This window comes from Streptomyces caelestis, from assembly GCF_001279005.1.
GTDB lineage: Bacteria > Actinomycetota > Actinomycetes > Streptomycetales > Streptomycetaceae > Streptomyces > Streptomyces heliomycini.
This window is the reverse complement of sequence record NZ_LGCN01000188.1, coordinates 71,973-96,424: the sequence shown is the minus strand read 5'-3', so window position 1 is coordinate 96,424 and position 24,452 is coordinate 71,973. Positions and strand designations below refer to the sequence as shown.

The following is a 24,452-nucleotide window of genomic DNA, read 5'->3' as shown; positions in this document are numbered from 1 at the left end:
CCGTTGTGGAGGAGCGGGGGGCGGGGTGAGGACTGTTTACTCGGCGCCGGCGTTGGTGCCGACCGGCGGTGGGTTGCGCAGCCCGGCGCCGGCGGGGTGCCGTCGCGCCCACCCGTGCCGCCCCAGCGGCACGACTGCCCGCGGAGGGCGGAGGCGCGACTGCCCGCCGGGGGCGGAGGCATGACTGCCCGCGGGGAGGGGCGGAGGCATGGCTGTTCGCAGCTGTGCAGGCAGCGCTGAGCCCCGGGCGCCTGGGTGGGGGCCGGGCGGCCGGGGCTTGGCGGGTGCGCGTCAGTGGTTGACGGCGGTGTTGCCGAAGGCCGGGTTCAGGAGGCCGATCACGTTGACGCTGTTGCCGGACACGTTGACCGGGACGTCGACCGGGACCTGGACGACGTTGCCGGAGACGACGCCCGGGGAGCCCACGGCCGTGCCGTCGGCGTGGCTGCCGTCGGTGGCGGAGGCCATTCCCGTACCGGCCGCGAGCAGACCGCCGGCCACCATCGTCACGGCCGCTGCCTTCTTCAGGTTCTTCACTTTCCGAGCCCTCCTCGCGATGACCGCGGCAGGCGCCGCGGTACGCACTGGGGAACGGCGGACGCCGACGAGGGATACGGCCATCCGGGGGACATTCCCCCTACGGTATGAATCTCGGATCGGACGGGAACCTTCCGCAGGGCGTGCGACGTCCCGGGTCAGCCGCTCAGGCCGTGGCGTACGGCCCACAGGGCGGCCTGGGTGCGGTCCGCCAGGTCGAGTTTCATCAGGATGTTCGAGACGTGGGTCTTCACGGTCTTCTCGGAGAGCACCAGGGCGCGGGCGATCTCCCGGTTGGCGCGGCCGTCCGCTATGAGCCCGAGGACTTCGCGCTCCCGTTCGGTGAGGGAGCCGGCGCGTCCCGGCCCCGAGCCGGTCTCCTCCTGGGACAGCAGCGCTCCGGCCACCTCCGCCTGGAGCAGGACGTGCCCGGCGTGCACGGAGCGGATCGCTCCGGCGAGCGCGTCGGGGTCGATGTCCTTGTACACGTACCCGGCGGCGCCCGCGCGGAGGGCGGGGACGACCGTGCGCTGCTCGGTGAAGCTGGTGACGATCAGCACGCGCGCGGGGTGCTCCAGTTCACGGAGCCGGCGCAGCGCGTCCACGCCGTCCATGCCGGGCATCTTGACGTCCATGAGGATGACGTCGGGCCCCAGCTCCCCCGCCAGGGCGACTCCCTCGGCGCCGTCCGCGGCCTCGCCGACGACCTCGATGTCGTCCTGCACCTCGAGGAAGGTGCGCAGGCCCCGGCGTACCACCTGGTGATCGTCGACCAGCAGCACCTTGATCGCGTCAGCCACCGGGGACCTCCATCTCGATCGTGGTGCCCTTGCCGGGCGCCGATTCCACGGTCAGCCTGCCGCCGACCCCGCTCGCCCGGTCCCGCATGGAGACCAGGCCCAGATGGCGGCCCGCGCGGCGGACGATCCGCGGGTCGAAGCCGCCGCCGTCGTCGCTGACCCGCAGGACCGCCCCGCCGCCCCTGCGGTCCAGGGTGACGTCGACGTGGTCGCCGCCGGAGTGCCGCAGGGCATTGTGCAGCGCCTCCTGGGCGACGCGCAGCACCGCCTCCTCCTGGGCGGCCGGGAGGGCGCGTACGCCGTGCCCGGTGAAGGTCACGCGCGCGGTGTGGGCACGGTCGAGGACCTGGATCTGCGTGCGCAGCGTGGCGACGAGGCCGTCCTCGTCGAGCGCCGCGGGGCGCAGTTCGACGACCGCCGCGCGCAGTTCGTCGGCGGCCTCGGCGGCCAGGGCGGCGACCTGCTGGAGCTCGCCCTTGGCGCGGGAGGGGTCGCGGTCCACGAGGCGGGCGGCGGCCTGGGCGGTGAGGCGCAGGGAGAAGAGTTTCTGGCTGACGGCGTCGTGGAGCTCGTGGGCGAGGCGGGAGCGCTCCTCGGCGATGGTCAGTTCGCGGCTGCGTTCGTAGAGCCGGGCGTTGGTGAGCGCGATCGCGGCGTGCTGGGCGAGGATGCCGAGCAGTTCCTCGTCGTCGGCGGTGAAGCCGCAGGCGCCCTCGGGTTTGGGGCAGTTCTTGTTGGCGAGGAACAGGGCGCCGATGACCTCGTCGCCGTCGCGGACGGGCAGGCCCAGGAAGTCGACCAGGTCGGGGTGGGCGCTGGGCCAGCCCTCGAAGCGGGGGTCGCGGCGTACGTCGGCGAGGCGCTGCGGGGTGGCCTCGTCGAGCATCGCGGCGAGGATGCCGTGCCGGCGCGGGAGGGGGCCGATGGCCTTCCACCGGTCGTCGCTGACGCCGTCGACCACGAACTGGGCGAAGCCGCCGTGGTCGTCGGGCACGCCGAGCGCGGCGTACTGCGCGTCGAGGAGTTCGCGGGCCGAGGCGACGATCGTCTTGAGGACGTCGCGCACCTCGAGGTGCCTGCTCATGGCCAGCAACGCGGAACTCACCGCGGCGAGGCCGGACCGGGGGCCGTGGCTCATGCCCTCACGGTACCGGCGGGCCGGGACGGCGGGATCGGGCGCGGGTCGGCCGTCGGGCGGGCCGCGGGACCTAGGCCGGAGGTCCCGCCGTCCCGGTCGGGGCGTAGGGCCTCGGGCCCGGGGTGGACGGCGTAGGGCGAAGGTACCCGGGGCGCTGCGTCCCGGGCCCGAGGCGGTGGCGGCGGGCCGGTCCCTACGTTGAGGGCACGCCGATCGAGCGGCGTCGGACGACGAGGGGAAGGCTGCCATGCCGGTTGCGATCATCACGGGGGCTTCGAAGGGGCTCGGGGAGGCGCTCGCCCGGGCGCTGGCGGCGCGTGGCTGGGATCTGGTGCTCGACGCGCGGGATCCGGTGCCCCTGGCGGAGGCCGCCGGGCTGGTGTCGGCGCACGGCACGCGCGTGACGGCGCTGCCCGGGGACGTCACGGACGCCGCGCACCGCGCGGAGCTGGTGGCGGCGGCGTGGCGGCTGGGCGGGGTGGATCTGCTGGTGCACAACGCGAGCGCGCTGGGCGCCGAGCCGCTCGTCCGGCTGGAGGAGCTGCCGCTTCAGGGGCTGCGGCGGGCGCTGGAGGTGAACCTGGTGGCGGCGCTGGGCCTGGTGCAGGAGGCACTGCCGCTGCTGCGGTCCGCGGCGGCCGGGGCGGTGCTGGTGGTCAGCTCGGACGCCGCGGCGGAGGCGTATCCGACGTGGGGCGGGTACGGGGCGTCCAAGGCGGCCCTGGACCAGCTGGCGGCGGTGCTGGCGGTGGAGGAGCCGGGGCTGAGGGTGTGGGCGGTCGATCCCGGCGACATGGCGACGGACCTGTACGCGGCGGCCGTACCGGACGACGACGGTCCGCGGCCGGAGCCGGCCGATGTGGCGCCCGCCTTCCTGCGGCTGCTGGACGAGCGGCCGGCCAGTGGTCGCTACGGCGCTCCGGCGCTGCTGGAGGAGCGGCGATGACCGTGGTCGTGGAGGTGCCGGAGGAGTTGTCCGCGCGGGTGCCGGTGGAGCAGCGGGGGCCGGGGCTGGACCGGGACTCGGTGCGGCTGCTGGTGTCGCGGGGCACGGCGGTGTCGCACCACGCCTTCGTGGAGCTGCCGCGGCTGCTGCGGGCCGGGGATCTGCTGGTGGTGAACACGTCGCCGACGCTGGCGGCGGCCGTCGGGGGGTGGATCGGGCCCACGCGCGTGGTGGTGCACTTCTCCACCCGCGGTGACGACGGCCGCTGGGCGGTCGAGCTGCGGGATCCCGACGGGCGCGGCACCACGCGGGCGCGGGCGGGAGGGCCCGCGGGTACGGAGGTGCGGCTGACCGGGGGCACGCGGCTGGTGCTGGAGGAGCCGCTGAGTGCGCGGGGTGAGCGGCTGTGGTGGGCGCGCGTGGCGGGGGACGTGCTCGGGGTGCTGCGGGAGCACGGGCGGGCCGTCCGGTACGCGTACACGGAGCGGGACCAGCCGTTGTCGGCGTACCAGACGGTGTTCGCGCTGCCGTCGCCGGACGGTGCGGGGAGTGCGGAGATGCCGAGTGCGGGGCGTCCGTTCACCGCGCGGACGGTGGTCGGGCTGGTGAGCCGGGGGGTGCAGTTCGCCCCGGTCACGCTGCACACCGGGGTGGCGTCGGGTGAGGCGCACGAGCCGCCGTATCCGGAGCGGTTCGTGGTGCCGGAGACGTCGGCGCGGCTGATCGGGGCGGTGCGGGCGGGGGGCGGCCGGGTGATCGCGGTGGGGACGACGGCCGTGCGGGCGGTGGAGTCGGCGGCCGGCGCGGACGGTGTGGTGCGGGCCCGCGCGGGGTGGACCGATCTGGTGGTGACCCCCGAGCGCGGGGTGCGGGTGGTGGACGGGCTGCTGACCGGGCTGCACGAGCCGGAGGCCTCGCACCTGCTGATGCTGGAGGCGGTCGCGGGGCGGGCGGCGATCGACCGGGGGTACGAGGAGGCGCTGCGCGGACGCTACCTGTGGCACGAGTTCGGCGATGTGCATCTGGTCCTGCCGGAGTGACCGACCCCCTCACGCAGGGAATCGCTTCAGCAACTTTCGGTGAGGTCGGAGGGCGGCCGATGTGAGGCCGAGCATAGGGCGCACATCACGTACGAAGAGGATTAGGAGAGACATACCGCCCACTTGAGCGGGGCATACAGCCCCCTCTGCCCCGATTTACCCCTCCCTGATCCACTACCCGGCTTCGTACGTCACACCTTTGCTCATGCATTTCGCGGCCGCTAAGAATGGCTGCGTCGCTCAGCGCCGTGGGTTTTCCCCCGCGGCGTTCGTGCTGGAAGCACCCTGTCTCCACCGGACGTTGAGCGGCCTCCGCGCTATTCGAAGAGGTCCTTCCCGCATGTCCAAGAACATCCTCATCCGTGGTCGTCGTCGCGCCCTGACCCGTCACCACAAGATCGCCGTCGCCGGCGTCGCGGCCCTCGGCGCCGCCGCGATCGGTTTCTCGGCCGTCCCGAGCAACGCGTCCACGAGCACGACGAGCGAGGTCGCCGCCCCGGCCGCGAAGGTGGTGTACAGCACCGAGCCGATCGAGGGCGTCAAGGCCGACGTCACCGACCAGCTCGCCGGTTCCAGCCTCAAGGTCGAGCGGATCGCGGCGAAGAAGGAGGCCGCGGCCGAGGCCGCCGCCGCGAAGGAGGCCGCCGCGAAGGAGGCCGCCGCCGCGAAGGCCGAGAAGGCCCGCAAGGCCGAGGAGGCCGCCGGCCGCGCCGCCGAGCGCACCGAGGTGAAGAAGGACGCCCCGCGCAAGAGCTATGGCAACACCCTGGACGGCTGGATCCGTGAATCCCTGGCCATCATGAAGAAGCACGGCATCCCGGGTTCCTACGAGGGCATCCACCGCAACGTCATGCGGGAGTCCTCGGGCAACCCGAAGGCGATCAACCTCTGGGACATCAACGCCCGGAACGGCATCCCGTCCAAGGGCCTGCTGCAGGTGATCCCGCCGACGTTCGAGGCCTACCACGTCCCGGGCACCCCGAAGGACATCTACGACCCGATCGCCAACATCACCGCCGCCTGCAACTACGCGGCCGACAAGTACGGCACCATGGACAACGTCGACAGCGCGTACTGAGGTCGGCGCGGACCTCTTCTCGCGAACACGGACGCCGAAGGGCGGCACCCCCCTGACGGGGTGCCGCCCTTCGGGGCCGTACGGCGCGGGTTACTTGCGCATGACCTCGGGCTCGTGGCGGCGCAGGAAGCGGGCCACGAAGAAGCCGCAGATCACACCGAGGACGATCAGCGCGCCCATGTCCATCGCCCAGGCGCCGACCGTGTGCTCCCACAGCGGGTCGGTGTCGCCGGCCGTCTCCGGCGGGCTGATCCTGTTGAAGTCCAGCGTGGCGCCCGAGGCGGCGACCGCCCAGCGCGACGGCATCAGGAACGAGAACTGGTTGACGCCGATCGAGCCGTGCAGGGTGAACAGACAGCCGGTGAAGACGACCTGGATGATCGCGAACATCACCAGCAGCGGCATGGTCTTCTCCGCGGTCTTCACCAGCGAGGAGATGATCAGGCCGAACATCATCGAGGTGAAGCCGAGCGCCATGATCGGCACGGAGAGCTCCAGCAGCGTGAAGCCGCCGAAGACCAGGCCCTCCTCCGGGATCTCCCGGCTGGAGAAGCCGATCACACCGACCAGCAGGCCCTGCAGCACGGTGATCATGCCGAGCACGAACACCTTGGACATCAGGTACGCCGAGCGGGACAGGCCGGTGGCGCGCTCCCGCTCGTAGATGACCCGTTCCTTGATCAGCTCGCGCACGGAGTTCGCCGCGCCCGCGAAACAGGCGCCCACCGCGAGTATCAGCAGGACCGTGGTGGCCGTGCCGTTCGGGATGATCCGGCCGGTCTGCGGGTGGGGCGGGTTGGGCAGCAGGCCCTTGTCCGCGTCGATGAGCAGGCTGACCGCGCCGAGGACGGCCGGCAGGATCACCATCAGGGCGAGGAAGCCCTTGTCGGAGACGATCACCGAGACGTAGCGGCGCACCAGGGTCACGAACTGCGACGTCCAGCCCTGCGGCTTCGGCGGCCGCATCGCCTGCATCGGCGGCACCGGTACGGACTGCGGCGCGACCGCGTCGATGTCCGCGGCGTACATCTGGTAGTGCTGCGAGCCCTTCCAGCGGCCCGCCCAGTCGTAGTCGCGGTAGTTCTCGAAGGCGGAGAAGACGTCGGCCCAGGTGTCGTAGCCGAAGAAGTTCAGCGCCTCCTCGGGCGGGCCGAAGTAGGCGACGGAGCCGCCGGGCGCCATCACCAGGAGCTTGTCGCAGATCGCCAGCTCGGCCACCGAGTGCGTGACGACGAGGACCGTGCGGCCGTCGTCGGCGAGTCCGCGCAGCAGCTGCATGACGTCGCGGTCCATGCCCGGGTCGAGACCGGAGGTGGGCTCGTCCAGGAAGATCAGCGACGGCTTGGTGAGCAGCTCCAGGGCGACGGAGACGCGCTTGCGCTGGCCGCCGGACAGGGACGTGACCTTCTTGTCCTTGTGGATGTCCAGCTTGAGCTCGCGCAGCACCTCGTCGATGCGGGACTGGCGCTCGGCCGCCGTGGTGTCGGCGGGGAAGCGGAGCTTGGCCGCGTACTTGAGGGCCTTCTTGACGGTCAGCTCCTTGTGCAGGATGTCGTCCTGCGGGACCAGACCGATGCGCTGACGCAGCTCGGCGAACTGCTTGTAGAGGTTCCGGTTGTCGTAGAGGACCTCGCCCTGGTTGGCGGGGCGGTAGCCGGTGAGGGCCTTGAGGAGCGTGGACTTGCCGGAGCCGGACGGGCCGATGACCGCGATCAGCGACTTCTCGGGGACGCCGAAGGAGACGTCCTTGAGGATCTGCTTGCCGCCGTCGACGGTGACCGTCAGATGGCGGGCGGAGAAGGACACCTCACCGGTGTCGACGAACTCCTCGAGCCGGTCGCCGACGATCCGGAACGTCGAGTGACCGACGCCCACGACGTCGGTGGGGCCGAGCAGTTGCGAGCCGCCCTTGGCGATCGGCTGACCGTTGACGTACGTGCCGTTGTGCGAGCCCAGGTCGCGGATCTCCATGCGACCGTCGGGCGTCGAGTGGAACTCGGCATGGTGGCGGGAGACCTGGAGGTCGGAGACGACCAGGTCGTTCTCCAGGGCACGGCCGATGCGCATCACGCGGCCGAGGGAGAACTGGTGGAACGTGGTGGGGCTGCGGTCGCCGTGGACCGGTGGCGCCCCCGCACCGCTGCCGGGGCCGCCCTGCTGCTGCGGGACGTGCGGCGCGGGCTGCTGGGCGGGAGGCTGCTGCCAGCCGGGCTGCTGGGCGGGGGGCTGCTGCTGCGGCGCCTGCCGGGACCAGCCGGGGTGCGCGCCCTGGGCCGCGTACGGCTGCTGCGGCTGGGCCTGCGACGCGGCGGCCGGGGCCGCGGCGGCCGCTCCCGCGCCGGACAGCGTCACGCGCGGGCCGTCGGTGGCGTTGCCCAGGTTCAGCACCGTGCCGGAGCCGAGCTCCAGGTGGTGGATCCGCTGCCCCCGCACGAACGTGCCGTTGGTGCTGCCGTGGTCCTCGACGACCCAACCGCGCCCGTTGAAGCTGATCGTGGCGTGACGCCAGGAGACCCTGGCGTCGTCCAGCACGACATCGCCCTGCGGATCACGTCCGAGGGTGTAAGACCTGGACGGATCGAGCGTCCAGGTCCGTCCGTTTGATTCCAGTACGAGTTCCGGCACTCCATGCCCCACTGAGTTGTCCCCCGAATTTCCCCCGTCGCAGGGAGTCTAGGGATGTCGAACATCGGGAGGAACTATTTCAGGCTCGGCCCACTGACCGAAAGTCGGCCTTGTCACGAGCGCGCACCAAGGTGTTCACCAGCTTTCGCCGACGGGGTTGAAATCGGCCCGGAGAGTGGTAAACCACGCGAGGGGGACAAGCGCGGCCGTCACACCGCGTCGCGGATCGGGGGGTCTGCCATGAGTACTGCCACGAACGTCCGCACCGCGGGGCGGGACGGACGCGTGCCCTGGGTCGATGTGGTGATGTCCGCGGTCGCCGCGGTGAGCTGGGCGCTGATCGGGATGGCGGGGACGGCGGCGTGCGGGCTGTGGCTGCTGGACGCGGACGCGGCCGGTTCACCGGGCCCGATGACCGCCGCGGTGGTGGCCCTGGGGGCGGGGGGTTCGGTCACTCCGTCCGGTGACGTGCCCGCCTTCGGACTGCCGGGCGCAAAGGCCGGCACGGCCCTGGAGGTCACGCCGCTGGGCGTGAGCCTGGTGGGTGCGCTGCTGCTGTCGTACTTCTTCCTGCGGTCCCTGCGGGCGGCGGGGGTTGTGGTCTCCGGCGCCGAACTCCTCGCGCGTGCGGGCGCGGTGGTCGGACTGTTCGGGGCGATGGCGGGCGGGTCGGCCTGGGCGGGGCACGACGTCGTCACCGTCGACGGGGGCTCGCTGGGACTGGACGACCTGCCGGGGACGGGCGGTGGCGGGCTCGAGATCCCGGGACTGGGCGATGTCGGTGGGCTGCTGCCGGACCGGGTGGGTGATCTCGTCGACGCGGAGGCGGCGGTGGGGTTCAGCGTCGACACGGTGCCGACGCTGCTCGGCGGCCTCGGCTGGGCGGCCGGCGTCCTGCTCGTCGCGCTGCTGGCGTCCCGCCGCACTCCCCTGCCGCGCGGCTGGGACGCGGTGCACCGTGTCGTGCGGCCGGCGGTGTCCGCCCTCGTCACCGTGGGGCTGGTGGCGGTGGCGGCGGGACTCGCGGCGGCGGGGTACGCGGCGACCGGCGACGACCACCCCCGGCGGATCGCGGGGGCGGCGCTGCTGGGGGCGCCGAACGGGGTGTGGACCGGGGTGCCGATCGGCCTGTTCGTGCCGTGGGACGGGCGGGCGAGCGGGGCTCCGCTCGGGGTGCTGCCGCATCCCGTGGACGATCTGCTGCGGGCCGGCTCGGACCGGTCCGTCACGCTGGGGCGGCTGGCGGAGTTCGACGGTCGGGTGTGGCTGCTGGCGGTGGCCGCCGCGCTGCTGATGGTGCTGGCGGGGGTGCTGACGGGCGTGCGTACGCCGGTCGGGGACGCGGCGGATCGCACAGCGGCCGGCTTCGCCGGGCGGTGTGCGCTGCGGTTGGGTGTCGCTACGGCGCTGGCCCTGCCGCTGCTGGTCCGGCTGACGGAGGTGTCGGCGAACGCCTCGCTGTCCGTGCTGGGCCTCGACGTGTTCGGCGCCGGCGTCGAGCTGCGCGGCCGGCCCGGCACGGCGCTCCTGCTGGGCGCGGTCTGGGGCGCGGGTGCGGGCGCCGCGGGAGCGCTGCTGACCCGGGCGAGCGGGGCGGCGGGGGTGCGGGCGGCGCCGTTGGCACGGGGTGACACGAAGGCGGGCGGTGGGTGGCGGGCGGTGGGCGACGTCGACGGCACGGACGGGACGCCGGCCGCCGGACCGTACGAGCCGGGGGTTCCCTACCGGCCCCCCGGCCCGGACACCAATCCGTACCTGCGGGTGGGGTGGGAGCCGCGGGGGTCTCGGGAGCCAGGGGTGCGGGAAGAACCGTGGGGCTCGCCGGGGGCACCGCACGGGGTGCGGGAAGGGCGCGGATCACGGGAAGCGGGGGCGCAGGGGCCGCCGCCGCGAGGACCGCGGGAAGCGCACGGGGAGCGGGAACCGTGGGGAGCGGGGCCGCGAGGACCGCACGAGCCGCGGGAAGCCGGGACGCAGGGGCCGTGGGGGCCGGAGGATGCGGTGCCCGCGCCGAGGGGCGGTGAGCCGCATGTGTCCGGGGAGCCCGAGGGGGACGGCGACGTCCACGGGGCGCCCACCGTGATCGGGCCGGTCGAGCCGCCCCGGCGCGGGTCCGGGCCGCGGGGCCGGGGCCGGTCGGCGTTGTGGCCGGACGAGCCTCCTCCGCCGCCACCGCCCCCTCCCCCGGCGCCCCGGAGACCGGACGGTGCGTAAGCTCCGGTACACCCCGGTGACGGGCAGTGTTCGTTGTCCGTCTGGCGGACCTCGCGGGCGCGGGGCACTGGGTGCCGGATACGGTGGGAACACCATGAGCGCATCGCAGACCACCGACGTTCCCACCCTCCTCGTCAAGATCTTCGGCAAGGACCGGCCGGGCATCACGGCCGGCCTCTTCGACACCCTCGCCGCCTACTCGGTCGACGTGGTCGACATCGAGCAGGTCGTCACCCGTGGCCGCATCGTGCTCTGCGCGCTCGTGACCGAGCCGCCCGAGGGGCTGGAAGGGGATCTGCGGGCGACCGTCCACAGCTGGGCGGAGTCGATGAAGATGCAGGCGGAGATCATCTCCGGCATGGGCGACAACCGTCCGCGCGGGCTCGGCCGCTCCCTGGTCACCGTGCTGGGCCACCCCCTCACGGCGGAGGCGACGGCGGCGATCACCTCGCGGATCACCCGGGCCGGCGGCAACATCGACCGTATCTTCCGGCTCGCCAAGTATCCGGTGACGGCCGTGGAGTTCGCGGTGTCCGGCGTGGAGACGGAACCGCTGCGCACCGCACTGGTGACCGACGCGGCACGGCTCGGGGTGGACGTGGCCGTGGTCGGGGCGGGACTGTACCGGCGGGCGCAGCGTCTGGTCGTCATGGACGTGGACTCCACGCTCATCCAGGACGAGGTGATCGAGCTCTTCGCCGCGCACGCCGGCTGCGAGGACGAGGTCGCCGGGGTGACGGCGGCCGCGATGCGCGGGGAACTGGACTTCGAGCAGTCGCTGCACGCGCGCGTGGCGCTGCTGGAGGGGCTGGACGCCTCCGTGGTGGACAAGGTGCGCAGCGAGGTGCGGCTGACGCCGGGGGCCCGTACGCTGATCCGTACGCTGAAGCGCCTCGGCTACCAAGTGGGTGTGGTGTCGGGTGGGTTCACCCAGGTCACGGATGATCTGAAGGAGCGGCTGGGGCTGGACTTCGCCCAGGCCAACACCCTGGAGATCGTCGACGGGAAGCTGACGGGCAGGGTCACCGGCGAGATCGTGGACCGGGCGGGCAAGGCCCGGCTGCTGCGCCGGTTCGCCGCCGAGGCGGGGGTGCCGCTGTCGCAGACGGTGGCGATCGGTGACGGTGCGAACGATCTCGACATGCTGAACGCGGCGGGGCTCGGTGTCGCCTTCAACGCCAAGCCGGTGGTGCGCGAGGCCGCGCACACGGCGGTGAACTTCCCCTTCCTGGACACGGTCCTGTACCTGCTCGGCGTCACCCGTGAAGAGGTCGAGTCGGCGGACACGCTCGACGTGGGCTGAGCCGCCCGGAGCGGGGCACGGAGAGGGGCGGGCCCGGCGCCGACGGAGGTCGGCGCCGGGCCCCTGCCGTGCCGGGTGTCACTCGCTGGGCGCCCAGTAGTCGACCAGCGTGCCGACGCCGGGCTCGAGGGACTTCCAGGAGCCGCTGAAGGACAGGACGGCGAAGGCGGCGGCCGGGTAGCCGCGCCGGCTCATGCGCTCGCGGGCGTCGCCCTCCGCCGTGCCGGCCAGGATGTCGGCGAGCCCCTGGACGCCCGGGTTGTGGCCGATCAGGAGGACGTTCTGCGCGTCGTCGGGGGTTTCGTTGAGCAGGGCGATCAGCTCGCCGGGCGAGGCGTCGTAGATCCGCTCCTCGTAGACGGTCTTCGGTCGCTCCGGGAACTCGTGGACCGCGAGCTTCCAGGTCTCGCGGGTCCGGACCGCGGTGGAGCACAGGGCCAGGTCGAAGGCGATGCCGGTGTCGGCGAGCTTGCGTCCGGCGACGGCGGCATCCATGCGGCCCCGCTCGGCGAGTGGGCGCTCGTGGTCGGAGACCGGTGGCCAGTCGGCTTTCGCATGCCGGAAAAGGACGATCCTGCGAGGTTCTGCGACGCTCATGTGACCCAGCTTCGCATGAAACAGGCCATGAGGCGCAGGGAGTTGACCGGCGGTTCCGGGGGTCTTCAGCGGGCTATGAGCTGCTGCGCGCGCTCGACGAGGTGGGTGAGCGCGGGCTCGCCGGCGGCCGCGTGGGCGTCGGAGGGGTCGAGGACCAGGGTGAGCAGGGCGACGAAGGCGAGGACGGGCAGGGCCAGGGCCCACCACGGCAGCCGGGTGTCGACGCCGCCCCGGGGGGCCGGGTGGGGCCGGGTGTGCGTGCGCGCCGACATGGGGACTCCGCTCTTCGTACGGTCCGTGGTCCGCCGTTCGCGGCCACATCTCGAAGGTACGGACTTCCGGGAGCCCAACCCATCCGGTGATCCACCCACTTGACCCTGAGCCTGACCCCCTAGGGGGTAGGGGGGCCTGCACCACCCTGGGCCGTCACGGGGCGAGGACGGTCGCGATCACGCCGATGACGATGAAGATGGCGAAGAACGCGCCGAAGACGAGCAGCATCTTCTTCTGGCCGTTCTGCGGGTTCGGGTCGAGGACTGGCATGCGGCAAGTCTCGCACTTCGTTCGCCTGCGGCGGGCTTCGGGGGGCGCGTGGCGCGGGTGGCCCGCCGGCCGGGGGTCTGCCCGCCGGGCGGGGGGCGCCGGCCTGGCACGTGAGGTGTGACGGCTGCGTCCTCCGGCGCGACACGGCTCCGCCCGCCGGACCGCGCGGTGCGGCGGGGCTGGGGGCGTATGCACCGGCCTGGGCCGGTCGGGGCGGCTCCTGGTCGTGGGGGGGGTTCGTTTGTTTCGCCCCCGCCGCCCCTTCCCTTCCCGTCCCTGGGGGCTCCGCCCCCAGACCCCCGTGCGCAGTTCCCCGCGCCCCTGGGGGTACTACCCCGCGCCCCCGGGGACAAGGGCTGTCCGGAGTCGTCAGGAGGTCGTCGCCTCGTCCTCCACCGTGCGGTCGCGGCCTGCCAGGACGCCCATGATCGTCTGCGGGATCATCAGGCCGGCCATCAGCGCGATCGGCAGTCCCCAGCCGCCGCTGTGCTGGTAGAGCACGCCCACCAGGAGCGGCCCGGGGATGGAGATCAGGTAGCCGGTGCTCTGCGCGAAGGCCGACAGCTGGGCCACGCCCGCGCCGGTCCTGGCCCGCATCCCGACCATGGTGAGCGCCAGCGGGAAGGCGCAGTTCGCGATGCCCAGCAGCACCGCCCAGGCCCAGGCGCCGGCGGCCGGCGCGAGGTACAGCCCCGCGTACCCGACGAGGCCGCTGGCGCCCAGCGCGAGCACGATCGGGCCCTGGTGGGGCAGCCGGGTGGCGAGGCGCGGGATGACGAAGGCCAGCGGCACGCCCATCACCATGGTGACCGCGAGGAGCAGCCCGGCCCGGCCGGCGGGGACGCCCGCGTCCCGGAAGATCTGCGCCATCCAGCCCATGGTGATGTAGGCGGCGGTGGCCTGGAGCCCGAAGAAGACGGCCAGCGCCCAGGCGGTGCGGCTGCGGGTGACGCGCAGCACGGGCGCCTCGGCGGAGGCGGCCCGCTCGTTCCGGGCGCCCCGCGCCCCGTCCTGCTCCCGCTCCCGCTCCCGCACGAAGGGGAGCCACGGCAGTACGGCGGCTGCCGCCAGGGCCGCCCACACGGCGAGGCCCGACCGCCAGTTCCCGCCCAGCGCGTCGGTCAGCGGCACGGTCACGGCCGCCGCCGTGGCGGTGCCCAGGGCGAGGGCCATGGAGTACAGGCCGGTCATGGAGCCGACCCGGTCGGGGAACCGGCGCTTGACGATGACCGGCATCAGGACGTTGCTGACGGCGATGCCCATCAGCGCCAGCGCGCTGGTGGCCAGGAACGCCGCCGTGCCGCCCACGTACGGGCGTATCAGCAGGCCGGCGCCGATGGCGGCCATGCCGGCGCAGACCACCGCGCCCGCGCCGAACCGGCGGGCCAGCCGCGGCGCGGTGACGCCGAAGACGGCGAAGCACAGCGGGGGCACGGAGGTGAGCAGTCCGGCGACGCTCCCGCTCATGCCGAGCCCGTCGCGGACCTCCTCCAGCAGCGCGCCCAGGCTGGTGATGGCGGGGCGGAGGTTGAACGCGGCCAGCACGATGCCGACGACGAGCAGTCGCGTCCGCCACGCGCGTGCGGCGCCGGCCCGGCGGACACTCCGGACCTCGGACGCGGCCGGTGTGCGTACGGTCGTGGACGTGCGCGTCCGGGGTTCCTCGCCAGTCATGACGCCCATCATAGAATCATGGGATGATTGGTTGTCCATGCCGAGGACGCCGTGCGGCGCCGCTGTCGTGCGAAGGTGTGTCATGCCGTTGAGCCATCCCCGTCGTTCGGCCCTCTCCGAGCAGGTCATCACCGCTCTGCGGGCCCAGATCACCTCGGGCGAGTGGCCGGTCGGCGCGCGCATCCCCACCGAGCCGGAGCTGGTGGAGCAGCTGGGGGTGGCCCGCAACACGGTCCGTGAGGCCGTCCGCGCGCTGGCGCACAACGGGCTGCTGGACATCCGCCAGGGCTCGGGCACGTACGTGGTGGCCACGAGCGAGCTGGCGGGCGTGATGCACCGCCGCTTCGCCGACGCCGACCCCCGGCACATCGCCGAGCTGCGTTCGACCCTGGAGTCGGCGGCGGCGCGGCTGGCCGCCGAGCGGCGCACGGAGAAGGACCTCAAGCAGATCGACGCCCTGCTGCTGCGCCGGGAGGAGGCCTGGGAGTCGGGTGAGGCGGAGGTGTTCGTGGCGGCGGACGCCACGTTCCACCTGGCGGTCGTGGCAGCCTCGCACAACGACGTGATGACCGCGATGTACGCGGACCTGAGCGAGGTGCTGCGGGACTGGCTGCGCGGCGACATGGGCGAGGACATGTCCCCCGAGGCGCACATGGACCACGGCCGGCTGGTGGACGCGATCCGCGCGGGTGACGCGGCGACGGCGGCCGAGGAGGCCGCCGCCTATCCGTTCATGTGCCGTCCCGGGCCGTTCGGTCCGCCCTCCGCCGGCTGATCCGGGCCGACGGCGAAGGGCCCGCACCCCGTACGGGATGCGGGCCCTCGGCGAGGCGTCCGGTCAGGCGCCGATGGCGTGCAGACCGCCGTCGACGTGGATGATCTCGCCCGTGGTCTTCGGGAACCAGTCGCTCAGCAGGGCGACGACACCGCGGCCGGCCGGCTCGGGGTCCTTCAGGTCCCACTCCAGCGGGGAGCGGCTGTCCCACACGGAGGCCAGCTCGCCGAAGCCCGGGATGGACTTGGCGGCCATGGAGCCGATCGGGCCCGCCGAGATCAGGTTGCAGCGGATGTTCTGCTTGCCCAGGTCACGGGCCATGTAACGGCTGGTGGCCTCCAGGGCGGCCTTGGCCGGGCCCATCCAGTCGTACTGCGGCCAGGCGAACTGCGCGTCGAAGGTGAGGCCGACGACCGAGCCGCCGTTCTGCATCAGCGGCAGGCAGGCCGTGGTCAGCGACTTCAGGGAGAACGCCGAGACGTGCATGGCCGTGGCGACCGACTCGAACGGCGTGTTCAGGAAGTTGCCGCCGAGCGCGTCCTGCGGGGCGAAGCCGATGGAGTGGACGACGCCGTCGAGGCCGCCCAGCTCCTCGCCGACGATGTCGGCCAGGCGGCCCAGGTGCTCGTCGTTGGTGACGTCGAGCTCGATGACCTTGGTGGGCCTGGGCAGCTTCTTGGCGATGCGCTCGGTCAGGGTGGGCCGCGGGAACGCGGTCAGGATGATCTCGGCGCCCTGCTCCTGGGCCAGCCTGGCGGTGTGGAAGGCGATGGAGGACTCCATCAGCACACCGGTGATCAGGACGCGCTTGCCCTCGAGAATTCCGCTCATGTGTTTCAGTGACCCATTCCCAGTCCGCCGTCAACGGGGATGACGGCTCCAGTGATGTACGCGGCCTCGTCCGAGGCGAGGAACCGCACCGCCGCGGCGATCTCCTCGGGCTGCGCGTACCGGGCGAGCGGCACCTGCGCGAGGATCTTCGTCTGCTGCTCGTCGGTGAGCACCTTGGTCATGTCGGTGTCGACGAAGCCGGGTGCGACGACGTTGAAGGTGATGTTGCGCGAGCCCAGCTCACGGGCGAGGGAGCGCGCGAAGCCGACCAGGCCGGCCTTGGAGGCGGCGTAGTTCGCCTGCCCCGCGGAGCCGAGCAGCCCGACCACCGAGGAGATCAGCACGACACGGCCCTTCTTGGCGCGCAGCATGCCGCGGTTGGCGCGCTTGACGACCCGGAAGGTGCCGGTGAGGTTGGTGTCGACGACCGAGGTGAAGTCCTCCTCGGACATGCGCATCAGGAGCTGGTCCTTGGTGACCCCGGCGTTGGCGACGAGGACCTCGACGGGACCGTGCTTCTCCTCGATCTCCTTGTAGGCCTGCTCCACCTGCTCGGGGTCGGTGATGTCGCACCTGACGGCCAGGAAGCCGGCCGGCGGCTCCCCCGAACGGTACGTGATGGCGACCTTGTCGCCGGCGTCGGCGAACGCGCGGGCGATGGCGAGGCCGATGCCCCGGTTGCCTCCGGTGACGAGAACCGAGCGGCTCAACGGATCACCCTTTCAATAGCGGTCTGGTGCACCGCCCCGACACCTGGATGACAGGCGGCTACCCCGAAAACCTATCGGTCCCGGTCCGTTCCGGAGCAATCGGGCACCGACAGTGGCTCTCGTGGCCTCCTGTCGGGTTCCTACAGTTCGCCGTCCGGGTCAGTCCGCCATACCGGGCGCGTGAGCCGGCAGCCCTTCGGCGCGAGCGGTCTCGAGCATCCTGCGGTCGTAGGTCACCAGGGCGGTCAGGTCGTCCCGCAAGGACAGTGCGCTCGCCACATGGATCGCGTCCAGTGTCCTCAGACGCCCGACCAGCAGAGCCGCCGCATCGCGCACCTCCCGGGTGAGGAGGATCTCGGTGATCCGGGCGTCCAGGTCCTCCATGGCCTTCGGGAAGTGCCCCATGAGGTCCAGGGTCCGTACGGTCTCCACGAAGCCGAGCGTGCTGGTGGCGAGCGGCTCCGTGGCGCGTTCCTGGAGGAAGGTGTCCAGCGCGCCCCAGTGACTGCGCCGGGTCATCCAGGTGACCAGTGCGGACGTGTCCATGTAGATCAACGGTCGTCCTCTTCGCGCTCGGCCAGCAGGAGCGCCACGGGGTCGACGTCCTCCGGCACCTCGTAGTGCGGCATGCTGTGGCGTTCGGCGGCGGTGACCGGCTTCAGCTTGATCTTCCCCTGCGCCACCAGGTGCGCGTACCGCTCCATGGGGCTGCCGGCCGGTGACAGTATGGCGATCACGTTGCCGTGCCGGGTGACCTCGATCGCCTCGCCCTTCTCGACGCGGGCGAAGACCGCGCTGGGGTTGTACGAGAACTCGCGGACGGAAATGGTGCTCATACCGCGCTCCCCTCACAGCAGGCAGGTTGTGCGTACATATCCCTGAGGGTACCTACATGCGGCCCGCCGTGGTCGCTTTCACGGGGTGCCGCTGCCACGCGCGGCGTCGACCGACTCGGCGAGGGCGTCGATGTCCGCGGCCAGGTCCCGCCAGGGACGGGAGAGGTCGACGACGTGCCGCCAGATCCTCAGCCGTCCCTCCCCCACCGGCACCTCCACGACCCCGGACCTGCCGGAGGCGTAGACGAGGTGCCCCTCGGTGAGACCGAGGCGTACGCAGTAGGCGGTCATCTGGTAGAGGTCGTCCCGCTGGGGCTTGGTCTTGAACTTGGCGTCGAGGACCACGGCCTGGCGGAGCGTCCCGTCCCGTGGCGACGGCAGGTAGTGCACCAGGTCCGGCTTGAGCACGTGTCTGCCGGCGGTGTCGAGGGAGAAGTTCCGGTCCTGCGGCTCGGGTCTGCCGCCGACGCGGTGGCGCAGCGCCTCTCCCACCGCTCGGGCCAGATAGGCCTCGAAGAGCCGCCACATGGTGACCAGCATCCCGTCCACGGCGATCTCCCGGCCGTCGCCGAGTTCGTACGAGGCACCGCGCAGGACGAGTTCCGCCAGGGCGAGGGCGTGCGCGTAGCGGGCGTTGCGCCGGTCGGGCGTCCAGCGGGGGGCGGGGGCGCCCGCGGGCAGGACGCGTACTCCGTCCAGGCGGGCGGTGAGCCGTTGGAGGGCGGCGCGCGGCGCGGGATCGATGCCAGGCACACGGAGGAGGCGGCGGGCGGCGGCGAGGAGGAGGCGGTTCTCCGGTATGTCGGGGGTGTGGTCGTCGTAGACGACCTCCAGGGGTACGGGCACGCCCGGCCTGCGGCGGAGCTGGTCGGCGTGGCGGATGCGGCCCCGGACGACGGGCAGCGTGTCGTAGGTCTCCCGGTAGTCGTGCAGGACTCCGTGCTCCAGGGCCCGGTCCGTGGCGGAGACGAAGGCGTGCGCGAGGGCGGGGAGGAGGTCGGGGCGCGGGTCGGCGGCGACGGGGCGCGGGTCGAACGTGACACGGTCGGGGGCGTACGAGATCAGGTGCAGGAGCCGGTCGACGGGCACCTTGGGGCTGATGGTCAGCTGGACCGTGCCGTCGCCGACGCCCAGGCGGACGGACCCCACCCGGTCCTTGGCTCTCAGTCGCCAGCGGGTGGCAGTCTCCGGATGCATCTGAAGGAGCCGGTCCTGCTCGGCGAGCGTGGTGACCTGGGCCGGGGTGAGAGTCCATACGGTCCAGCCACCGCCCTCCGCGAGGCCGATGCGCAGGGCGGCGTCGCGGCAGTGGCGGGGCTGAGGGCGGCGGGCGGTCACTGGTTCGCGGGGTCGTCCGCGGAGTCGTCCGCACTGTCTGCGGGACCCGCGTCCGCGGGCGGCGGGATGTTCAGTCGTGCGCGCAGGACATGGAGGCCGTAGACCGCTTCCACGTCGGTGCCGTCGCCCCAGTGGTGCTCGGTGAGGAGCGGGATGATCTGAGTCTTCCACAGCCGTTCGAGGGCGCCGTCTCCCGTGTGGGCGAGGTCCTGCATGAAGTACGAGGGGCCGACGCGGAAGGAGCGGTCCCCGGGGCTGCCGTCGGCGAGGAGGCGGTTGATCTCGTCGAGGAGGCGGGCGTGGGAGTCGTCGTACGCGTCCGGGTCCTCGCCCCGGTCCTCCGCCCGCCTGCGCAGCCAGGAGTGCAGGACGTCGGCGACCGGCGGGGTGTCGGGGTGCAGTTCCATGAAGGAGAAGCGGCGGCGCATGGCCGCGTCCATGTAGGCCACCGAGCGGTCGACGGTGTTCATGGTGCCGAGGATGTACAGGTTGGGCGGGAGGCGGAAGCCCCGGCCGTCGTCGGAGCCGTAGAGCAGGTGGACGCGCTCGTTGCGGTACTCCAGGAGGAAGTACAGCTCGCCGAAGATCTTCGCCAGGTGGCCCCGGTTTATCTCGTCGACGACCAGGACGAACACCTCGGCCGGGCGCCGTTCCGCCTCGTCGGCGAGCTTACGCAGCGGGCCTCGGACGAGGTCGTAGGCGAGCCCGCCGCCCGCGTCGCCGTCCGGGCCGCCGCCCAGGCGCGGGCGGATGCCCTCGAAGAAGTCCTCGTAGGCGTAGGCGGGGTGGAACTGGACGAGGCGCACGTTCGTGGCGCTGGAGGCGCCGGCCAGGTGGCGGGCGAGGGCGAGCGCCGTGTACGTCTTCCCGGTGCCGGGCGGCCCGTGGAAGATCAGCTGTGGGGTGGCGCGGAGGAGTTCGACGCAGTCCTGGAGCCAGGTGGTGTCGGGCATGTGGAGCGCCTCGGCCAGTTCGGGGGTGGCGTCGGGCAGGACGGCCGGGCCCGTGGGCAGCGAGGCGGTGCGCGGCATGTCGCCGATCAGGGCGAGGACGGTCTCGGCGTACTCGGTGGCCTCCAGGACCTGGGAGTCCGCGTCCTGGACGACGCTCGCGAGTCCGGAGGGCAGGTCCTTGAGGAAGTCCAGGGGCTTGTTCAGATTGCGCCAGTCAACGGGGCGCTCCAGCCGTTCCGCGGTGTGGACCGCGGGGCCGTCGACCACTCCGACGTACGTCTGGAAGCCGTCGGTGGACAGGACGATGTCGCCCTTGCGCATGCGGTTGAGGAAGGCGTCGAGTTCCCGGGCGATGGCCTCCCTGCGCGCGGGGCCGGTGGCGGGGAGTGCCGTTTCGACGGCACGGCGGACACTGTCCAGGTTGTGGGCCGCCGCGGTCGGAGGCGGGAAACCGGTGTCGAGGGTGACCTTCGAGTCGTCGCGCCACGGTCCCCGGACGAGGGGCACGGCGGTGGTGGCGTCCACACCCCGGACGATCCAGAGCTGACGGGGAGCATCCTCGTCGGCTTCCGTCTCTTCGAGTGGTTGCTTGGCAGCCTTGAGCGCCTCCCAGACGGGCATTCTCCGATCGGGCAGGGCACGGACGGTGTCCAGGCTGCTGCGGCCCTGGTCGAGCAGGCCCTCCTCCTCGAGCAAGGTGCGCCACTGGTCGCGCTCGAAGGGCCACATGGGCAGTCCGGCGCCTGCCTGTCCGTCCTCCCCCAGCGCCAGGTACCAGCCGGGTGTCCGCGCGCCACGCAGCACCGGTCCCAGAACGTCGGGGTCAACGGTGAATTCCGCGGCCAGCTCCTCCAGCGCTACCCAGTGTCCCCCGTCCGGAAGCTGCTCCAGCGCGGTCATCGCGACGGAGACGAACTGCTGCTGCCGCTCCCACCGCCGATAGCGCCGACAGGCATCGAGATAGAAGTCGACGGGGTCGGGCCAGCGTGCGAGGGCGTCCACGCCGATCCCGGTCAGCTGCCAGCGACGCGCGCCCCGGTACAGCCATCCGGCCTTGACGAGGTTGGTCGCGTTCCGGTTCACGTAGTCCTTGAAGGGAGTGTTGTTCTCCTGGCCGGACTCGTCGACCGCCTGTAACCAGTCCGCTTCCAGCCTTGGCTTTCTGGCTAGGACCAGTTCCCACAGCTCCCGGAAGACCATCCCGTCCTGGGGAGCGTCTCGCCGCAGGATGGTCGCGGCGGTGTGCAGGGCCTGGGCGACGACGGTCGTGATGCTGGGCACGGCGTCCATTCTTCGCGGGGTACGGGGGTGAGCGGCCGCGGCCAGGTTCAGTCCAGGCCGACGGGGGTGAGCGGCGGGACGGGGCTGTCGTCGGGGCCGTTCGTCTGGACGAGTAGAAGGTCACCGACCGTGGCGTCCCGGCCGAGGCCGAGAGCGGAAACCGGAATCGCGCCCGGGGCCTGCCCCGTGCCGACCGGCTGAAGACGCAACTCGTCCTCCGCGCCCTGGTAGGCAAGGACCGCCCACACCTCGTCGTGGCCGATGCGGGACACCACGCTGCTCAGCCGGTCGGCGAGGACCGCGCATACGACGGTGAGCCGTTGCCGCTCCGTCCTGGGCACAGGGAACGCCGCGAACCACTCCAGCGCTCCGGGCAGCGTCAGCGTGCCCTCCAGTAGCCGCTGGACGGTCTCCCGCTCCTCGTCCTGGCCGTCCCCGCTCTCGGCGGGGGCGAAATGCACCAGGGGTAGGCCGTCGTCCAGGGTGCGCTGCCACTTGGGCAGCAGGAAGTCGATGGTCAGGGCCTCTTCGCGGGTGGGTGGGTGGACGTCGTCACCCTCGCCGAACTGGGCGAGCCAGGCGTTGACGTCTCCCCAGCGCCACACAGGCGAGCGTCCGACGATCCCCTCGGGGTCCGGGAAGGGCAGCCTGTCCTGTCGCCGCTCGCCGCTCACCCACTGCTGGACGTTCTGCCGGGAACGGTCGACACGCTCCGCGATGTCGGAGACGCCGACGAGGTCGGGATCGGTGCGCAGCAGCCTCAGGGCGGGCAGGGACTTACGTAGCCGCACGACGATGCGGTGGGCCGCGTCGATCGCGTTGACCCCGCTCTCGGATACGTCCAGGAAGTGCCGGCCTCGATGACGGGTCAGGACCCCGTCGAAGGTGTCGTGGACGATCGCGACGGCCTTGTCGTCGTCCACCTCGATCCCGTCCACGACGAAGTGAAACTCGTACTCCATGACGCCCCAGTCCCCCACGCGTATGCCGACTCGCTCTTCCTGGTTCCGGTATCCGCAGCCTCTCGACAAGGGGATCCATCACGGCCATGGATCCGTCACGGTGCCAAGCTTCGCGGAGCCCGACAGTGTTGTCAATTGCCAACGCCGCCGCGGAGGGCTGCACGCGGGTCGTCCGGAGGCAGAGGGCACAACTTCGCCCTGCGGCCTATTCGACGGGCCTCCTGACTGGGATTCTTCGGCGTGCCACCCACACGGATCACCGTGCAGTGACTGTCGAGGCACGGGCAGTACAGCGTGCCCCAGTGGGCCTCCGACGCAAGCTTCCACCCGTCGGCGACGAGCCGCTTGAGGACCGCCCTGACCTCCTTGCTCGGATGGTCCGCCGCAGCAATCTCGCGTCCGACCACGTACGCCTCCACAAGCTTTCGCCCGTCGCAGAGCTGACCGTCAACTCGGGCAGGCCGACAACCCTACCCGGCACTACTGACATTGACGGAAATCACAACTCGGCACGCTTAGCAGGGCGTTGTGGAAGATGATCGTCAACTACGGCCCAACCGGGCGCGATTCGTCCGGATCGGGAACTGCGCACTCGGCCCACACGGTCTTACCCGGCCCCGTCCGCCCCTTCACGCCCCAGCGGTCGGCGACGGCTTCCACCAGGAGCAGGCCTCTTCCGCCGTCGGTGTCCGCGGACGGCCGGCCCGCCGACTCGGGAATCTCCGGGTGCCCCGGGTGGGTGTCGGACACCTCGACGCGGACGAGACCCGCAGACCTGTCGTACGTGAGCCGCAGCTCGAAGTCGCGTCCCGGGACGTGACCGTGGAGGGCCGCGTTGGAGGCGAGTTCGGCCACGACGAGGGTGACGGTGTCGGAGGCCGGGCTGCCGTAGGGAAGGCCCCACAGATCGAGCCGGTGGGTGGCGAGTCTGCGGGCGAGACGCGCGCCGCGGCGCGTGGCGGAGAAGCGCTGGGCGAACACACTTACGGTTACGGCCTCTTGGGCCCGTGGTGCTGGCATGCGGCCAGCGTTCCGGGCCGCTCCCGGCCCTCAACAGGGACGACACCCATACAGGTGTGACTGTATCGGTGCACACTCTGGACTGGGTGGGTAACTCCCCGTGACCCTGGGCGGACCGGGCGGGGTTGAGCGAGGCGTGAAAGCGCGGACACGGGAGGCACGGGGCGATGAGGGCGGACCAGGGTGGAGGCGGGAACGGCGGCGCGAACGGCACGGAGGCGGAACTCTCCGACAGTCTGAAGACCTTCGGCGCGGTCCTCAAGGCCCTGCGGGAGGAATCCGGCCTGACGCAGGAGGAGTTCGCGGTGCGGGTGCGGTACTCGGCCGCGTACGTCGCCAAGATCGAGCAGGGGAAGCGGTTCCCGCCGGCGGACCTGCCGGGGCGGGCGGAGGAGGTTCTTGGGCCGGTCGCGGTCAAGGTGCTCAGTGCGGCGGCGAAGAGTCTGACGCGGAGGGCGGGGCTGGCATCGTGGTTCCGGCAGTGGGCAGGGATCGAGGAGGAGGCGATCTCCTTGTACGCGTATGAGTGCCGGGCGGTTCCTGGGCTGTTGCAGCCGGAGGGGTACATCCGCGCGATCTTCGACCGGCAGATTCCTCCGCTGTCGGAGGAGCAGTTCGAAAGGCAAGTCGCTGCCCGGCAGGAACGGCAGCGGCTCTTGGACGAGCGTCCGAACACGGCGTTCTCGTTCCTCATCGAACAGGCGGTTCTTGAACGTCACCTCGGGGGCGCCGAGGTGACGCGGGCGGTCATCAACAACCTCCTGGAACAGGGCAGCCGACGGAACGTCGAGATCCTCGTCATGCCTCTCCGGCAGGAGGATCACTCCGGCGTCGACGGCCAGATGTATCTCGCTGAACGCGACAATCACCAGTGGGTCGGCTACGTCGAGGGACACGACAGCAGCACTCTCCTGACCGAGCCGAAATTGGTGAGTTCCATGCTCCAGCGCTATGGGAAGATGCGGTCACAGGCCCTGAGTCGTATGGCCACTGTGGACCTGCTGAGGGAGATGCAAGGAGCGCTATGAGCACCGAACTGGCCTGGTTCAAGAGCAGCTACAGCGGCAGTGGCGGAGGCAACTGCGTCGAGATCGCCATGCGCCCTGAGGAGGTCCACATCCGTGACTCCAAGGACAAGCGCATCCGTCCTCTCGTCGTGACACCGAAGGCCTGGGCGGCGTTCGCAGCACTCGCGGCCGCCGCCTCTCCGGACGACTGAGGTCGCGTAGCACGTCACGTCGGCGGGCGGTA

The 24,452-nt window shown here is 72.0% G+C and carries 24 protein-coding genes; 8 read left to right on the top strand and 16 right to left on the bottom strand.

Annotation, left to right across the window (positions count from 1 at the left end; all coding sequences use genetic code 11):
- Nucleotides 1-291: 291 nt before the first annotated feature.
- The 3 genes from ADK41_RS16525 to ADK41_RS16515 all read right to left on the bottom strand — a co-directional run bounded on the left by ADK41_RS16525 (nt 292) and on the right by ADK41_RS16515 (nt 2,475).
- Nucleotides 292-537: a chaplin gene (locus ADK41_RS16525; protein WP_030833995.1), complete on the bottom strand. Its 246-nt coding sequence runs from the start codon at nt 535-537 to the stop codon at nt 292-294.
- A 158-nt stretch (nt 538-695) separates the two neighbouring features.
- Nucleotides 696-1,337: a response regulator gene (locus ADK41_RS16520; RefSeq protein WP_030833992.1), complete on the bottom strand. Its 642-nt coding sequence runs from the start codon at nt 1,335-1,337 to the stop codon at nt 696-698.
- Nucleotides 1,330-2,475 (bottom strand): GAF domain-containing sensor histidine kinase, encoded by a 1,146-nt coding sequence (locus tag ADK41_RS16515; protein WP_030833990.1) that lies wholly within the window; start codon nt 2,473-2,475, stop codon nt 1,330-1,332. The genes ADK41_RS16520 and ADK41_RS16515 overlap by 8 nt, the downstream gene beginning before the upstream one ends.
- Before the next feature lie 247 nt (nt 2,476-2,722).
- Here ADK41_RS16515 and ADK41_RS16510 point away from each other — a divergent pair, with 247 nt between their 5' ends.
- From ADK41_RS16510 to ADK41_RS16500, 3 genes are all read left to right on the top strand, one after another.
- Nucleotides 2,723-3,421, top strand: a complete 699-nt coding sequence (locus ADK41_RS16510; RefSeq protein ID WP_030833988.1) for an SDR family NAD(P)-dependent oxidoreductase — start codon at nt 2,723-2,725, stop codon at nt 3,419-3,421.
- Complete coding sequence (locus ADK41_RS16505; protein WP_030833986.1) at nt 3,418-4,461, top strand: S-adenosylmethionine:tRNA ribosyltransferase-isomerase; 1,044 nt, start codon at nt 3,418-3,420, stop codon at nt 4,459-4,461. The genes ADK41_RS16510 and ADK41_RS16505 overlap by 4 nt, the downstream gene beginning before the upstream one ends.
- 340 nt (nt 4,462-4,801) lie before the next feature.
- Nucleotides 4,802-5,539, top strand: coding sequence for a transglycosylase SLT domain-containing protein (locus ADK41_RS16500; protein ID WP_030833983.1), 738 nt, complete (start codon nt 4,802-4,804; stop codon nt 5,537-5,539).
- A gap of 90 nt (nt 5,540-5,629) precedes the next feature.
- On the opposite strand, the gene ADK41_RS16495 is transcribed toward ADK41_RS16500, so the two are convergent.
- The gene (locus ADK41_RS16495) at nt 5,630-8,164 is read right to left on the bottom strand and encodes an ABC transporter ATP-binding protein/permease (protein ID WP_030833980.1); all 2,535 of its coding nucleotides are present in this window, start codon (nt 8,162-8,164) and stop codon (nt 5,630-5,632) included.
- Nucleotides 8,165-8,404: 240 nt separating this feature from the next.
- Here ADK41_RS16495 and ADK41_RS16490 point away from each other — a divergent pair, with 240 nt between their 5' ends.
- Entirely contained in the window at nt 8,405-10,378 is a 1,974-nt protein-coding gene (locus ADK41_RS16490) for a streptophobe family protein (RefSeq protein WP_053670268.1), read from the top strand.
- Nucleotides 10,379-10,472: 94 nt separating this feature from the next.
- A complete protein-coding gene (gene serB, locus ADK41_RS16485) occupies nt 10,473-11,681 on the top strand; it encodes a phosphoserine phosphatase SerB (protein WP_030833974.1) in 1,209 nt (402 codons plus the stop codon).
- Nucleotides 11,682-11,759: 78 nt separating this feature from the next.
- Here serB and ADK41_RS16480 read toward each other — a convergent pair whose 3' ends face one another.
- From ADK41_RS16480 to ADK41_RS16470, 4 genes are all read right to left on the bottom strand, one after another.
- Nucleotides 11,760-12,278, bottom strand: a complete 519-nt coding sequence (locus ADK41_RS16480) for a SixA phosphatase family protein (RefSeq protein WP_030833971.1) — start codon at nt 12,276-12,278, stop codon at nt 11,760-11,762.
- 65 nt (nt 12,279-12,343) lie between these two features.
- Nucleotides 12,344-12,550: a hypothetical protein gene (locus ADK41_RS16475; protein WP_030833964.1), complete on the bottom strand. Its 207-nt coding sequence runs from the start codon at nt 12,548-12,550 to the stop codon at nt 12,344-12,346.
- 154 nt (nt 12,551-12,704) lie between these two features.
- Nucleotides 12,705-12,821 carry an SGM_5486 family transporter-associated protein gene (locus ADK41_RS43935; RefSeq protein WP_006132620.1) on the bottom strand — a complete coding sequence of 39 codons (117 nt, stop codon included), beginning with the start codon at nt 12,819-12,821 and terminating at the stop codon, nt 12,705-12,707.
- 369 nt (nt 12,822-13,190) lie between these two features.
- Complete coding sequence (locus ADK41_RS16470; RefSeq protein WP_234319031.1) at nt 13,191-14,495, bottom strand: CynX/NimT family MFS transporter; 1,305 nt, start codon at nt 14,493-14,495, stop codon at nt 13,191-13,193.
- An 82-nt stretch (nt 14,496-14,577) separates the two neighbouring features.
- Between ADK41_RS16470 and ADK41_RS16465 the strand changes: the two genes are divergently transcribed.
- Nucleotides 14,578-15,270: a FadR/GntR family transcriptional regulator gene (locus tag ADK41_RS16465; protein WP_030833958.1), complete on the top strand. Its 693-nt coding sequence runs from the start codon at nt 14,578-14,580 to the stop codon at nt 15,268-15,270.
- Nucleotides 15,271-15,333: 63 nt separating this feature from the next.
- Here ADK41_RS16465 and fabI read toward each other — a convergent pair whose 3' ends face one another.
- The 8 genes from fabI to ADK41_RS16425 form a co-directional block, all read right to left on the bottom strand.
- A complete protein-coding gene (gene fabI, locus ADK41_RS16460; RefSeq protein ID WP_030833954.1) occupies nt 15,334-16,101 on the bottom strand; it encodes an enoyl-ACP reductase FabI in 768 nt (255 codons plus the stop codon).
- A 5-nt stretch (nt 16,102-16,106) separates the two neighbouring features.
- Nucleotides 16,107-16,811 carry a 3-oxoacyl-[acyl-carrier-protein] reductase gene (fabG, locus tag ADK41_RS16455; protein ID WP_030833951.1) on the bottom strand — a complete coding sequence of 235 codons (705 nt, stop codon included), beginning with the start codon at nt 16,809-16,811 and terminating at the stop codon, nt 16,107-16,109.
- Between the two features lie 159 nt (nt 16,812-16,970).
- Nucleotides 16,971-17,357, bottom strand: a complete 387-nt coding sequence (locus tag ADK41_RS16450) for a type II toxin-antitoxin system VapC family toxin (RefSeq protein ID WP_078662132.1) — start codon at nt 17,355-17,357, stop codon at nt 16,971-16,973.
- Nucleotides 17,358-17,362: 5 nt separating this feature from the next.
- Nucleotides 17,363-17,647 carry a type II toxin-antitoxin system Phd/YefM family antitoxin gene (locus ADK41_RS16445; RefSeq protein ID WP_019522103.1) on the bottom strand — a complete coding sequence of 95 codons (285 nt, stop codon included), beginning with the start codon at nt 17,645-17,647 and terminating at the stop codon, nt 17,363-17,365.
- A 78-nt stretch (nt 17,648-17,725) separates the two neighbouring features.
- Complete coding sequence (locus ADK41_RS16440; protein WP_051843487.1) at nt 17,726-18,985, bottom strand: McrC family protein; 1,260 nt, start codon at nt 18,983-18,985, stop codon at nt 17,726-17,728.
- Nucleotides 18,982-21,219: an McrB family protein gene (locus ADK41_RS16435; RefSeq protein ID WP_158717707.1), complete on the bottom strand. Its 2,238-nt coding sequence runs from the start codon at nt 21,217-21,219 to the stop codon at nt 18,982-18,984. Before ADK41_RS16435 ends, ADK41_RS16440 begins: the two co-directional genes overlap by 4 nt.
- A 47-nt stretch (nt 21,220-21,266) precedes the next feature.
- Nucleotides 21,267-22,181, bottom strand: coding sequence for a helix-turn-helix transcriptional regulator (locus ADK41_RS16430; protein WP_037805102.1), 915 nt, complete (start codon nt 22,179-22,181; stop codon nt 21,267-21,269).
- A gap of 546 nt (nt 22,182-22,727) precedes the next feature.
- Nucleotides 22,728-23,201 carry an ATP-binding protein gene (locus ADK41_RS16425; protein WP_030833936.1) on the bottom strand — a complete coding sequence of 158 codons (474 nt, stop codon included), beginning with the start codon at nt 23,199-23,201 and terminating at the stop codon, nt 22,728-22,730.
- Between the two features lie 167 nt (nt 23,202-23,368).
- Here ADK41_RS16425 and ADK41_RS16420 point away from each other — a divergent pair, with 167 nt between their 5' ends.
- A complete protein-coding gene (locus ADK41_RS16420; protein ID WP_030833933.1) occupies nt 23,369-24,229 on the top strand; it encodes a helix-turn-helix domain-containing protein in 861 nt (286 codons plus the stop codon).
- On the top strand, nt 24,226-24,420 hold the full coding sequence (locus tag ADK41_RS16415) for a DUF397 domain-containing protein (protein ID WP_053670265.1): 195 nt from the start codon (nt 24,226-24,228) through the stop codon (nt 24,418-24,420). The genes ADK41_RS16420 and ADK41_RS16415 overlap by 4 nt, the downstream gene beginning before the upstream one ends.
- Nucleotides 24,421-24,452 lie beyond the last annotated feature (32 nt).